14 protein-coding genes are annotated in these 13,193 nt (G+C 57.0%); 9 read left to right on the top strand and 5 right to left on the bottom strand.

The annotated features are described in order from the left end of the window. Positions 1–126: 126 nt before the first annotated feature. Positions 127–1,065, bottom strand: coding sequence for a glycosyltransferase family 2 protein (locus H7849_RS05170; RefSeq protein WP_186744715.1), 939 nt, complete (start codon positions 1,063–1,065; stop codon positions 127–129). A gap of 137 nt (positions 1,066–1,202) precedes the next feature. On the opposite strand from H7849_RS05170, the gene H7849_RS05165 reads away from it, so the two are divergent. The 6 genes from H7849_RS05165 to H7849_RS05140 all read left to right on the top strand — a co-directional run bounded on the left by H7849_RS05165 (position 1,203) and on the right by H7849_RS05140 (position 6,484). Next, complete coding sequence (locus H7849_RS05165) at positions 1,203–1,994, top strand: transporter (protein WP_186744714.1); 792 nt, start codon at positions 1,203–1,205, stop codon at positions 1,992–1,994. 68 nt (positions 1,995–2,062) lie between these two features. Next, on the top strand, positions 2,063–2,434 hold the full coding sequence (locus H7849_RS05160) for a VOC family protein (RefSeq protein ID WP_186744712.1): 372 nt from the start codon (positions 2,063–2,065) through the stop codon (positions 2,432–2,434). 104 nt (positions 2,435–2,538) lie between these two features. Next, on the top strand, positions 2,539–2,886 hold the full coding sequence (locus tag H7849_RS05155) for a DUF3147 family protein (protein WP_186744710.1): 348 nt from the start codon (positions 2,539–2,541) through the stop codon (positions 2,884–2,886). Position 2,887: 1 nt separating this feature from the next. Further along, positions 2,888–3,328, top strand: a complete 441-nt coding sequence (locus H7849_RS05150) for a DUF3147 family protein (RefSeq protein ID WP_186744708.1) — start codon at positions 2,888–2,890, stop codon at positions 3,326–3,328. Then, positions 3,271–5,613 carry an alpha-amylase family protein gene (locus H7849_RS05145; protein WP_186744706.1) on the top strand — a complete coding sequence of 781 codons (2,343 nt, stop codon included), beginning with the start codon at positions 3,271–3,273 and terminating at the stop codon, positions 5,611–5,613. The genes H7849_RS05150 and H7849_RS05145 overlap by 58 nt, the downstream gene beginning before the upstream one ends. 400 nt (positions 5,614–6,013) lie before the next feature. After that, positions 6,014–6,484 (top strand): hypothetical protein, encoded by a 471-nt coding sequence (locus H7849_RS05140; RefSeq protein ID WP_186744705.1) that lies wholly within the window; start codon positions 6,014–6,016, stop codon positions 6,482–6,484. Between the two features lie 466 nt (positions 6,485–6,950). On the opposite strand, the gene H7849_RS27310 is transcribed toward H7849_RS05140, so the two are convergent. Beyond that, positions 6,951–7,421, bottom strand: a complete 471-nt coding sequence (locus H7849_RS27310; RefSeq protein ID WP_186744703.1) for a PqqD family protein — start codon at positions 7,419–7,421, stop codon at positions 6,951–6,953. A gap of 277 nt (positions 7,422–7,698) precedes the next feature. Then, positions 7,699–9,057, bottom strand: coding sequence for a M20/M25/M40 family metallo-hydrolase (locus H7849_RS05130; RefSeq protein WP_251106619.1), 1,359 nt, complete (start codon positions 9,055–9,057; stop codon positions 7,699–7,701). 183 nt (positions 9,058–9,240) lie between these two features. On the opposite strand from H7849_RS05130, the gene H7849_RS05125 reads away from it, so the two are divergent. Genes H7849_RS05125 through H7849_RS05115 form a run of 3 tightly spaced genes read left to right on the top strand, consistent with a single transcriptional unit; the run spans position 9,241 to position 11,383 of the window. Next, the gene (locus H7849_RS05125; protein ID WP_186744699.1) at positions 9,241–9,627 is read left to right on the top strand and encodes a hypothetical protein; all 387 of its coding nucleotides are present in this window, start codon (positions 9,241–9,243) and stop codon (positions 9,625–9,627) included. 23 nt (positions 9,628–9,650) lie between these two features. After that, entirely contained in the window at positions 9,651–10,523 is an 873-nt protein-coding gene (locus tag H7849_RS05120) for a hydroxymethylglutaryl-CoA lyase (RefSeq protein ID WP_186744697.1), read from the top strand. A gap of 50 nt (positions 10,524–10,573) precedes the next feature. Continuing rightward, entirely contained in the window at positions 10,574–11,383 is an 810-nt protein-coding gene (locus H7849_RS05115) for an enoyl-CoA hydratase/isomerase family protein (protein ID WP_186744695.1), read from the top strand. Positions 11,384–11,407: 24 nt separating this feature from the next. On the opposite strand, the gene H7849_RS05110 is transcribed toward H7849_RS05115, so the two are convergent. Next, positions 11,408–12,034 (bottom strand): NAD(P)-dependent oxidoreductase, encoded by a 627-nt coding sequence (locus tag H7849_RS05110; RefSeq protein WP_186744694.1) that lies wholly within the window; start codon positions 12,032–12,034, stop codon positions 11,408–11,410. A gap of 46 nt (positions 12,035–12,080) precedes the next feature. Then, complete coding sequence (locus H7849_RS05105) at positions 12,081–13,190, bottom strand: glycoside hydrolase family 130 protein (RefSeq protein WP_186744692.1); 1,110 nt, start codon at positions 13,188–13,190, stop codon at positions 12,081–12,083. Between the last annotated feature and the right edge of the window lie 3 nt (positions 13,191–13,193).

The following is a 13,193-nucleotide window of genomic DNA, read 5'->3' as shown; positions in this document are numbered from 1 at the left end:
ATCACCGCTTCCAATTCACCACTACAACTTTCATAGGATTCAGGATCGATCCAGATCCGGAGAACGAATCAGAGCAATCAGCTTGTTCTCGATGCTCAAAATGAATCAGTAACCTCGGGGTTGCAACTACTTCGTCTGCGTCCGCGCTTCTGCCAGAGCCATGCCAACTCCGGCTTCAGCTTTCACTATAACCTTCGGCAGAGAACGATAATTCAGAGCCATCAGTCTCCGCGTGAATTCCTTCAGCCTCACCTTTAACGGAACCGAAGAAACAGCTTCACCCTCGCCTCTTTCCGTGGCCGCGATTTCATTCTGTATCCCGGCGATGCGCCGATCCAGTTTTCCTCCCAGCTCCGGACCCAAATTCTTCTTCGCAAAGGCCAGCATCGCCGCCGTAGCCTTGCGCCAGTTATTGGGATTGCTGTGGCCGGCGTTTAAACCGTGCACGCGATAGTACCCCAGCGGCTTGCGCACGAACTTGGTTTTCCCCTTCGTTCCCAGCATCAGGGCCCAATACCAGTCGGTTGCCAGGTCGGCTTCTCTGGGCAACGCAGGCGTCTCTAACAGCATTTGGCGGGAAAGCAGAGCAACGCTGATCGTATAGGCATTCCCTCCCATAAAGAACTGAAAGCCTTCAGGCGCATGCAGCGTATTCGTCGGCAACGCAATGCCTCGTGCTCGCTTTGGAACAAGTTTCTCATCGCATTCAAGACTCGCACCCGCAATCATTGCGACATTGTCTTCAAGCCCTGCCCGCATCGTCTCTACAAACGACGGCATGAGCGCATCATCGGAAGAAAGAAAACAGATGTAATCTCCCTTGGCCTCTTCCAGAAGAAAACGGTAATGCTCTCCAAGGCTGAAGCGTTGCGGCGGGCGAATAATGCGAACCCCAGAAATCCCTTCATACTCCTTCACGATTTCGTAACTTCGATCCGGCGAGTTATCGTCCGAAATCAAAATCTCGTCAGCGGGCACAGTCTGTGCCAATGCCGATTCAATCGTTGTTCGAATGTAACGCTCCGATTTGTAGCACGGGATACAAATGGAGATCGTTGCCGTCATGCAATAGGTCCTCGATGAAAGGGGTGCATCCGATTATATAGTGGCGCCTTTAATCGACAGCGCTTCTGCAGGCCTCAACGCGTTGTGCTGATGCAGCAAGCTGAGATCACCTAATCTGCTGGGATATGATCCTGTGCATGACGCGGACTGCCTCTGCGTTCTTTCTCTCATTGTTGGCAGGAACATGCGCGCTCCACGCGCAGTCTCAGAAATGCGGCTCGAATGCGCAAAGCACGATTGCCACAGACCGTCCGCAAATCACCAGCTCAAGCATTGTTGTACCCTGCGGAAGCCTGCAGTTTGAGAATGGATTTGCAGCCACCAGCAACGCGGGCCAGCACACCTTTGATTTCCCCGAAACCTCCATACGTTTTGGAATCGCACAGAAGACCGAGCTGCGCTTCGCCGTTCCGAACTACTTCAACAACGACGACACGCCATCCGGATTCACTAGCGGGTTCGGTGATTTGAGCCTCGGCTTCAAACAGCAACTCGGGCCACTTCACGGCTTCGATGTCTCGCTCATCCCGTCCGTAGCCTTTCCCACCGGAGCCAACCTCATATCGAGCCACGGCTATGATCCAACTGTCCAGCTTCCCTGGTCTCGCGGGCTCAGTAAAAATTGGACAATCGCCGGAATGTTCTCCCTCATGTGGCCAACCGAAGGGGCACAGCGAAATCTCACCGGCCAGTCCAGTGTGTACTTCGCCCGCCAGCTAAAACTGCCATGGGATGCTTACCTCGAATACTCCGGCTCATTCCCCCAGCGTGGCGGCCCGCAGCATTTCATTGATTTCGGCACATCCTATAAGCTTTCGCCGCATCAGCAGCTCGACTTCCATTGGACCTTTGGCCTCTCGGCCGCAACCCCTGACTACTCAATCGGCATCGGCTACTCTGTACGCTTCCAGGTCATTCAGTCCAGGTAACGCAAGCCAATCCACCCATCACAATTCCTTCGACCACTCACACCTTCGTCGTTTATCATCCTCCCGCCATGCCAAACCCAATCGCCCATTTCGAAATCCCTGCTGACGACGTCCAGCGCGCGAAAAAGTTCTACGAAGAAGCCTTTGGCTGGAAGATCAGCGATCCCTGGAACATGAACTACTTCTTCGTCGAGACCCGGAAAGACGGGGAGATCGGCATCAACGGAGGTCTGATGCAGCGCCACAGTCCCGGCCAGCCCTTCATGAACTACATCAGTGTCGATTCCATCGACGACGCCTGCAAGAAGGTCGAAGCCGCAGGCGGCGCCATCATTTTGCCCAAACAGGAAATCGGTCAGGGCATGGGCTGGATCTCCGCATTCAAGGACACAGAAGGAAACATCCTCGGCTTCCACCAGAGCGCACCCAAGCCGGCCTGATGCAGGGACAACGATTCCTCCCGCAATAGCTTCAAAATGAGTTGCTGCTACGAAACAGCAACTGGAGCAGCTCCACTTGAATCAAGGAGTCCCGCCAAACCTGAATGAGCACTCTACTCCTTCGTTTCCTCATCGGCGGATTTGTAGTGAGCTTCTTCGCGACGCTGGGTGATGTTCTTCGTCCCAAGAGCTTCGCCGGATTGTTCGGAGCCGCGCCTTCCATTGCCCTTGCCACGCTGGGCCTTTCCATTCACGAACACGGCAAACCTTACACCGCATTCGAAGCCAGATCGATGCTGTTCGGTGCTGTTGCCTTCTTTGTTTATGCGGCCCTCACCAGTTGGGTTTTGCGCCGGTTCAGACCCAACACACTCCTGACCACACTGACATTGATGCCCTTCTGGTTTGCAGTCTCTATCGGCTTATGGGCATTCATTGGCGGGAGCGTGTGAAATGGTTGACATCAAATTCTCCGCGCTCAGAGATACCAAGCCTCACGAGTACTTCATGCGATTTCTCTTCGGTGGACTGGTCACCGCCGCAGCCGGACTCATCGCCACCCGCTTCGGACCCGCCATTGGCGGCCTCTTTCTCGCCTTCCCCGCTATCTTCCCCGCCAGTGCGACTCTCATTGCAACCCACGAGAAACGCCGCAAAGCCGCAATTGGCCACAACGGCGCCAACCGCGGCCGCATGGCCGCCAGCATCGACTCTGCGGGAGCCGCCCTCGGCTGCATCGGTCTCTTCGGATTCGCGCTCGTAGTCTGGCGCATGCTGCCCGCGCACAATCCAATCATGGTAATCGCCACAGCCAGCGCCGTCTGGACACTCCTCGCATGCGCATCCTGGGAGCTGCGCAAAAGACGGATCTTCGCTCACCGAACACGTCGCTGAAGTCCGCATTCGGTTTCGTTCCCGACCAGCCCCGCCGTTACACTTTCTCCGCAGACGAAAAAAGGAATTCGCTGATGCTCAATCGCCGCGCCTTCTTAAAGACCGGAGCAGCCGCGCTCCCGCTCGTGGCCGCCCTCGACATCAACCTCCCCGCGCAAACAACCAGCGAAGCAACATCCGTGCCGAATCTCGTCACTCTGCCACCGCGCCTCACTCCACCCGATCCCGCCACCGAACCCTGGCAGAAAAAGATCCGCCGCGTCGGCCAAAGCAACATGACCGAGCACGATCCCGCCGTGATGAACATCGAAGAGTGGGCCAACTACTGGCACTCCGCCGGGGCCGGCATCGTCTTCATCAGCGTCACCGGCATTCTCGCTTTCTATCCATCCAAAGTCCCATTCCACCGCCACGGAAAATTCCTCAACAATCGCGACTTCTTCGGCGAGTGCGTCGCCGCGGCAAAGAAACGCGACATGCGGGTCGTCGCCCGCATGAGTCCCGATCTCAACTGGGGGGACGCGCTCGCCGCGCACCCCGAATGGGCCATGCGCAATAAGGACGGCTCCGTTCAGTTCAACACCGAAGAGCCGCACCTTTTCAAGACCTGCATGTTCTCCACGTACATGGACGACTACGTGCCCGCCATCATGCGCGAAATCAACTCGCTCTACATCGTCGACTGCTTCTACACAAACGGATGGCCGCCCATCGGCAGCCTCCCCGAATGCCATTGCGCCATCTGCAGCAAGCTGCCGCCGCATGACACCACTGCCTACTGGCATGCCTTCAATGACCGCCTCGTCGATCTCTGGCAAAAATACGACGCCATCGCGAAAGAGAAAAACTCCGAAAGCTTCTTCTTCGCCAACCTCGGCGGCAACGTCCACGCCGGACCCGACCTCGACCGCCTCGGCAAAATCGCCGCATGGTTCCAGGCCGACAACCAGGGCCGCACCTCCGACGACCCCGCCGTCTGGGGATGCAGCCTCCAGGGCCGCGTCTGCAACGCCGTCCAGAACGGAAAGTTTGCCGCCAACGTCACCGCCGGATACTCCACCGGCAGTGTGCGCTGGCGCAACGCATCCAAGAACCCCGCCGAAGCAGACATGTGGCTCAACGAAACCCTCGCCAGCGGCATGGTTCCTTACTTCCACTTCATCGGTTCTGAAGCAGGATTCTGCGAAGACCGCCGCTGGCAAAAAGTCGGCGCCGAATACTTCCAGTGGACCGCAAAGCACGACGCGCATCTCACCACACGCCGCTCCATCGCCAACATCGGCGTGGTCATAGGCCAGAGCACACAACTGCTCTACAAAGGCCCCGCCGCCGCACACTCACGCTACTACATGCGTGAAACCACACACGGCATCTACGAAACACTGCTGCGCGGACGCTACGCCTTCGACTTCGTACATGAAAATCAGCTCGAACCCGAACGGCTCAGCAAATACCGCGCGCTGCTGCTCCCCAACATCGCCATGCTCAGCGACCGCCAGTGCCAGCAGATTCGCGACTACGTCCACTCCGGCGGATCCATCATGGCCAGCTTCGAAACCAGCCTCTACGACGAAAACCTGCAACCGCGCTCCGACTTCGCCCTCGCCGATCTCTTCGGCATCAGCAAAGCAGGCGACATCATCGGAACCAACGGCAACGCCTACTACGCCCGCATCGAGCGCGCGCACGCCATCCTCGAAGGCTTCGCCAGCACCAACTGGCTGCCCGGCGCGCAGAACCGCGTGCCGCTCAAGCCTGTGCCCGAACCCGTCCTCACCGTCGTCCCCGGCTTCGTGCAATATCCGCCGGAACTCGCCTACCCATCTCCCAACCACACCGACGAACCGGCCGTAGTCCTGCGCGAAACCGGCACAAGCCGCATCGCCTGGTTTCCCGGAGATATCGAGCGCACCTTCTGGCTCACCGGCCACGGCGATCTCCTTCGCCTCATGCACAACACCATCCGCTGGATCACCCGCGACGAAAGCATCGTTCACGTCGAAGGCGACGGCTTCATCGAAATCTTCGCATGGGAAACCGCACCCGGCTACGCCATCCATCTGCTCAACTACACCAACCCGAACGCGCACCACGGCTGGATGCAATCAACCTACCCACTAGGCCCGCAGACCATAAGCATGAAGCTTCCCGCAGGAGTAAAAGCAAAATCCGTAGAACTCTTGAAAGCCGAACAAACCATACCCTTCCACATCGAAAACGAAGCCCTGCGCTTCACCATCCCCCGCGTCGAAGACTACGAAATAGCCGCAATCACCGTTGCCTAGATTCTCGATTAACCAAAGAACGGGGTGCCCCACCTGTTGAAATGAGGGTGATGGGGTCTTCCTCAATCAAACCGCGGCTGCCGGGTGCCCCATCCTTTTGCGCAGTTTGCGAAAGGGTGGGAGGCCACAAATCTCTTCATCAACAAAACAGAAAGAGGTGCAAAAGCACCTCAAGGTAGAACCAGAGGGCTTCAGCCCTCTGAATAAGATTGCCGTCGCGAGACGGCGTACCTTACTGCCGTAGGCTAATCGGCGCAGGTCGAAGACCGCAGCGGATCACTCTCGATGCGCGCCGTGCCAACGACGCGCAACCTTATTCGCGGCCCCCACAAACCAGCTACTATCCCATGCCCCACGGCATTTCACATCGTCACCATCATCACAGCTGATAATGTCAGTCATGGACAGCCTGCCCCTGCCCACCCTGCTGTCACACGCGCTGGTAGCCTTCACCATCGAGTTCGACAACGAATCCGAGCACCAGCTCCCGCACTCCACTACAAACCACGGCTTAACCCCTGGACCATTCCCCAAACCCTGGCTCGTCTCCATGGTCATGTGGTGCAACTGCATGCAATATGTCAGCGAAGAGGGCGTAACCGTCGCAGAGATGGAACAACTCGCGCGCACCCCCACCAATCTCGATGGCATGCGGCGCTGGGGATACATCCATCTCGCACCCCATCCAGACGACAAGCGCGCAAAACCGCCTCAGTCAGCATGGCTTATCACTCCACCGCCGAAAAATCGCCGCTCTTTCGCGGACTCGAAACCTACCCCGAAGGCTGGCGAGCCTCAATTCCGCGCCCCAAAGCACTCCCGCACTATCCCCGTAGTCCTCCATCGCGGCGGCTACCCCGACGGCAGCTAATCCTCGGAACGGGGCATTCCTCTCAGCGACAAGGCAGTGAAGTCAGCCAAGGACCGAGCCATGTCTCCATCCCCAAAAAGATGTCAGGCTCCGGAGCAGCAGAAATCAATGGTGATCCCTTTGACGGAGGTTGGAGTTGGACCGCTTGTCCTGCGAAGCAGGACGGCGGTGAAAGAGCGGGGCTTTCAGCCCCGCGTTACCATCCCAGCAATAGGGGCTTCAGCCCGGGGCTTTTCCCTGCTTCTCCTTTGTCAAGGGGATGATCAGCAAGAAATCTTATAACCCACACATTTCAAAGCTCAAAAAGCAGCGCAGAATTGGCGTGTTTCCTGATTGAGCCAGCTATAATAGAAATAGAACATTAAAAGAAAGGCCCGTCTTTGGCGACGGGCCTTTTTCATTAAAGGCGATATCTGGAAAATTCCAGAATCGCTAGTCTCGACTTTTCCAATTCACGAAATCCTGACTATTCGAAAAACCGGAAAGGTCCTTTTACAGGCCGCGCAGGGCTATGTTGAATAGGAAGCTTCTCGTGTCGTACAGGTTTTGGACATGGTGCCCCGGACCGTGCAAATTCCGCATAGCCTCGTTGCTCCGCGGTAGTCAATGAAATAACCAGCGGCAAGGCAACCGTGCCCAATGCCGCAATAAACCGGCGTCGGCTTGGATGCGATGTCGAAGAATTAAGCAGATTCTGCTCTTGCAATTGCAGAATCGATTCTTCAGCGACTTCTTCTGTTATCTCCGTGCCAAGCGAAGATCGCATTTGTTCGGTGAGCACGGAGAGTGTAGTCGGCTCGCTGCATGCGTCCCAGGCTGCGCCGGCTGTTGCGTTTAGGGCCAGAACTCTGTTGTTTTGGGAATCAACAATAACTCTTGACCCGTCAGGAAGGCTACTTACAACCAAAGCGTTGGCATTCGTGCGCTCAACTTGCATTTGACTCCTCTCTTTCAGCAATTTCAGCGGGGGAGAGTCAATTCGCAAACATCACTCGCTAACACAATTGTATACAGTGCAAACCTAGTCTATAGAGTACTTTATGGTAACCAGGACGCCTGTTACTGGCATGGAATAGTAACCTGAGAGATCCGAAAGGCATATTGATTCCAAAATACTTAGCCGCAAGTCTAGAAGATTCAAATACTTGCGGCCAATATGAAACGGAGGCTTTAAATTCAATAATTTAGCGTACACCCCCGAGGATTACGAGCACCTATCGCGGAGCCGGACTCCCCGAATCCGCCAGCGCATATGCGAGAACCGCCACCACCGCCGCATTCTCGCTCAACTCCTGCGGATTGACTTTGTCGAAGGTATCCGCGGCCGTGTGGTGATAGTTGAAGTAGGACCGGCTGTCCTGGTTCGGAGCAAACTGCGGCACCCCTTGAAGAAAGCCGATGTCTTCTCCAGCCTCAGGACTCGGCGCAACCACAGCGGCCCCAATCGGAGCCAGCACATGCCCTACCGGACGCAGCCAATCCACAAGCTCAGGTTTGCCTGCCGCCATGATGCCGATCGGATGGCCCGCGCCCAGATCGGACTCAATCGCCCCAATGTGGTTGCTCAACTGTGAAGCATGCTCCTGCGCATACGTCTGGGCGCCTGAGCCGCCTTGCTCTTCATCCATCCACGCGATGAAGCGAACCGTTCGCTTGGGATGAACGCCCAGTTTTTGCAGCAGGTGTATCGCCTGCATGGAGACGACGATGCCGGCCCCATCATCGATCGCCCCAGTACCAAGATCCCAGGAGTCAAGATGTCCTGAGACGATGACCACCTGCTCCGGATGCTCGGTGCCTTTCCAGTCGGCGATGACGTTGTAGCTCTCCGCATTCGGCAACCGTTGCGGAGTCAGCACCAACCGCATCTTCACCGGCCCCTGCTGCGTAAGATTGGCCAGCAGGTCAGCATCCTCCGCCGTCACCGCCGCCGCCGGAATCTTCTCGAGGCCGTCGGCGTACACCGTAGCCCCGGTATGTGGCAGCCTGTAGTCTGCGCCTCCAACAGAGCGCACCAGCACCGCAACCGCGCCAAGAGACGCGGCGACCGAAGGCCCGGCGCCCCGGTAAACAACAGATTGCCCGTAAGCATTCAACCCATCGCCCTGCGCCGCAAGCCGCTTATCGAAAGGGTGATTGAACAGCAGAATTTTGCCCTTAACCGCGCCTTCAGGCAGCTTTTTCACCGCTTCAAAGGAGTCGGCCACAACCACATCCGCAACCAACCCGTCCGCATTCGTCGCCACGCTTCCGCCGAGAGCGGTCAGCACAATTTTCTGCTTGGTTCCCTCAGCCATTCCCGGCCAGGAAACCAGCTCGCCCGCCTCCGCGCCGCGCACCCAGTGCGGAACCGATGTCTTCTCCAACTGGACCTCTGCTCCGAGAGAACGCATCTCCGCCGCAACGTAATCCACGGCCTTCTGTGCCTGCGGAGAGCCGCTCAAACGCGGCCCGATGTTGTCCGTCAGGTGCCGCAGCTCGGTCAACGCATACGTATCCTGCATCGCCGCATCGCGCAGCTTCGCCATCGTGGCAATCTGATCCTCGGTCCATACGCCGTTTGAGGTATTCATCAGCCGCTGCAAGCGATCTTGTATAGATTGAGCAGGGAGCGAAGCACACAACGCCGCAGAGGCGGCAAACAGGAGAGATTTTCTAAGCATAGCGAATCGTATCACGCAAAAACCCGTGCGCTTTCTGGTTCATGCAGATGAGTTTCCACCTTTGCACATGACCCGAAACGCTATGCTCGAATCATGAGCCCGACCGCCACGCAACGTAAGCCGACCACGCGTAAAAAGAAGAAAGCCGCAGCACGTGGTTGGATCACATGGTGGCCGTTGCTGCTCGGAATTCTCGTCACGCCCTTGACCGTCCGTGCGGCAGGCGTGATGGCGCTCGCCGGCCCTGATGCCCTGCGGATGCTGTATCCGTGGGTGCAGCTCGTGCAGAACCCGATGCTGGCGTTTCCCACAGATATCGCCGGAACGCTCTCGCAGGCAATGATGTATCTGCAGTTCCCGCTTTATGGATTACTGATGGCCCTGGTTCTGCGAGCAAAAGGTATGCTGCCCGCCATCATCGCAGCCGCAGCCGCACATTTTGGAGCAGTCGCCATTGTCGTCGCGCTCGCGCATCTGTAGATTCTGTAGATTGGGTAGTTCCGATGAGCGAAGCAGTCAAACTGATCGAATGCCCCCGCGACGCATGGCAAGGTCTGCCGAAGAGCATTCCTGCCGAAGTCAAAGCCGACTACCTGCGCACACTCGTTGCCGCGGGGTTTAAACATATTGACGCGGTCTCATTCGTCTCGCCCAAAGCCGTGCCACAGATGGCCGACTCCGAGCAGGTGCTCGAATATCTCGATCCGCCCGATGATGTCGAAATCATCGGCATCGTCGTAAACGAAAAGGGCGCGCAACGCGCCATTGCAACGGAAGCAGTCCGCACCCTAGGCTTTCCGTACTCCATCTCGCCCGAATTCCTCAAACGGAATCAGGGTCAGACGCCGGAAGAGTCGCTCGATGCGCTGGAAACGATCGGTCAGGCTGCTTTCAAGGCAGGCCTTGGGGTCGTTGCCTACATATCGATGGCCTTCGGCAATCCCTACGGGGACAACTGGAGCATCGACGAAGTCATTGCCGCCTGCGACTTGTTAGCCGACATGGGTATTGAGCAAATCTCCCTCGCCGATACCGTGGGCCTGGCAACTCCAGACGAAGTGACGCGGCTGGTCAGCGCTGTGCTCTCGGCCAGCGACACTCTCGAAATCGGCGTGCATTTGCATGCGCGCCCGGAAGAGGTAGCGGCGAAAGTAAGCGCGGCATATCGTGCAGGTTGCCGACGCTTCGACATGGCCATCGGCGGACTCGGTGGCTGCCCTTTTGCCCAGGATGCGCTGGTCGGTAACATCGCCACCGAGATGGCTGTAGCTGAACTCGAACGTCATGGAGCGGAACTACCTGCTCTGCAGCCGTTAGACGGACTCCTTGCCGCAAGCCACGGCATCGCTGGAAAGTTCGGCCCTACTCGGCAATAGATTGCGCACCACTCTCGCGTGTACACTGCTTTGTTTCCGAGGAACGAACGATGGGCCATCATCAAACTTTGCGTACGCACGCTGAAGAAGGCGTACTGACAATCACCTTGAACCGCCCGGAGCGGCGGAACGCGCTGAATCCGCAGATGATTCACGAGCTGACTGAGGCGCTCGAAGGGGCATCGGACTCACATCATGGCGTAATCATTCTTACCGGAGCCGGATCAGCATTCTGCGCCGGTCTCGATCTCGACAACCTTGAGACGATGACGGCCAAGACACGCGACGAGCATCGGGCCGATTCGGAAAACATAGCCCGGGTGATGCGCACGTTGCACAATGTGCAGAAACCCACCATTGCCGCCGTGAACGGCGCGGCCATCGCCGGAGGCATGGGCCTGGCCACGATCTGCGACTTCACGCTCTCCGTCCCTGAAGCGAAATTTGGCTACACAGAAGTAAAAATTGGCTTCATCCCTGCCATCGTTTCTTCATTTCTCCTACGCCAGATTGGCGACAAGCGCACACGCGACCTGCTGCTGACCGGACGATTGATCAAGGCAGAAGAGGCGCATGAACTCGGACTTGTGACCCGCATTGTGGGTGAGCAGGACTTAATACCCGAGGCGCGAAAACTGGCGCGAGATCTGCTGCGAAACAGCCCAGAAGCAATGCACGCCACCAAGCGGTTGCTCAACTACTACGCCAACCATCATCTCGATGCCGAGATCGAAGCCGCCATTGCAGCAAACGCCGAAGCCCGCGTGACAGAAGACTTCAAGGAAGGTGTGCGGGCCTTCCTTGAAAAACGTACACCCGATTGGCCCAGCCGCAAAGCCCCAACAGCTGCCGGCAAGTAGCAGACCATGGGCTTTACGAACGAATCAGTATCCGATGGTGAAGCGCTGCCGAATGTGCTTGGGATTTTCCAACTCGTCGACTAACGCAATGGCATAGTCTTCGGCAGAAATCCGGCTGTTGCCTTTGTCATCCGCCACAAGCGTGTCACCAGCTAAACGAAACTTGCCGGTCCGTTCGCCCGGCTGAATGAACGCCGCCGGACTGAAGTAGGTCCAATCCAGATCGGATTTTCGCAGCACTTCAAGCGCGTCTGCGTGAGCAATAGCAATCGCTTTATACTCATCGGGGAAATTCGGAGCATCGATAAGCCGCACATTCGGCGCAACAAACAGACTGCCCGCACCACCAACTTCAATGAAGCGTTTCACTCGAGCCCGGTCCAGCCCGGCAATGAGGGACCTGGTTGCGTCAACAATGAGTTCCGTGTTCGTTCCGGGACTATAAGAACTGATCACCGCATCGGAGCCTTTTGCGATCTCCGCTACTTCTGCGGAGTTCAACACATCACCCCTCACGGCCTTTACGTTGGGCTCATTCGAAACGCGCGAAACGTCGCGTGCCACTGCCGTCACTATGTGTCCACGTGAAAGCAACTCCGCCAACACACGACTGCCGATCATTCCGGTAGTGCCAAATAAAACTACATGCATAGACCCCTCCTGCACGTTGGATAGAAGTTAAATTGAATTGGATGAATTACTTGTTGAAACGAGCAATGGCCACAGCCACGAATGAGTCTGCACAGCCATAATACAGAAACCATTGTTTGTGGAAGAAGACCATCCCCTCCGCAAACGTAGTACCGGCCGCGTACTGCCCTGTTCTCTCGTAAGGCAGCTCAGGTTTCAGAACCGGCGCGTCTGTCTGCGCCAGCAAGCGTCTTGGATCAGACGCCGAGAACAGCGCCTCGCCTGCGGCGTAAGCATTTGGTCCAATCGCCGCATCGCCGCCTTCAACGGCATTCTTGCCGTTATAAACGACCACAATTCCGGCCTTCGTCAGGACAGGCGGAGGTCCGGTTTCAGGAAAGGTGCTGTCGAAGTGTCCTGCGCGCGGGCGCAAAAGTTCGATGGGCTGGCCGTGTGCATTCTCCACTGGCGTCCAAAGGATCAGATCGGTCGACGTGGCCAGGTGAATGGCCCCTTCACCCCAATACATCCAGTACTTGCCGTGAATGCGCGCAGCAACGAGGCGATCTTTGTGAACCTCGGTAACAATTCCGGCAGATTTGTACTTCAGATTCGCATATCTGCCATGCGCAGCGTTGCCAAAGGCCGGCCCGAATTTCGTCCAGTGCAACAGGTCGCGAGATGTTGCAATCCCAACCGAGTAGGTCCTTCGGTTCCATTGCGTGTAGGTTAGGACATAAGTCCCATCTTCTGATTCGACGATGCGCGGGTCTTCCACACCTCCCGGCCATTCACGATCCTTCTGCGTGTCTTCTGCCGGATAGAAGACCGGTGTCGCGCTGCGCGTGAAGTGAATACCGTCGCTGCTCTCGGCCAGTCCGAGACGCGAAGTGTGCATACCGATCTGCATCTCGCCCGAATCGTCCTCTGCACGATAGAGGACGTAGACTTTACCGTCGCGAACAACAGCTGCTGGATTGAAGGTGTGAAGAGCTTCCCAGTGCACAGCTGCGTGGCGTATGGGATCGTCGAAGCTTGAGGCGGGATTCGGAGTAATCACTGGATTGCCGCTGGCAGGCCGCAGAAATGGCCCAATGACCCAGCTCTGTCCAAAAGCACCTGCGCTGATTGTGCAAAGGATCGCAGCGAGCGCCCACGTTCCAGATCGCGCAACCATCGA

It is taken from the genome of Alloacidobacterium dinghuense, assembly GCF_014274465.1.
Taxonomy (GTDB): domain Bacteria; phylum Acidobacteriota; class Terriglobia; order Terriglobales; family Acidobacteriaceae; genus Alloacidobacterium; species Alloacidobacterium dinghuense.
This window is presented reverse-complemented; position numbering and strand designations above follow the sequence as displayed.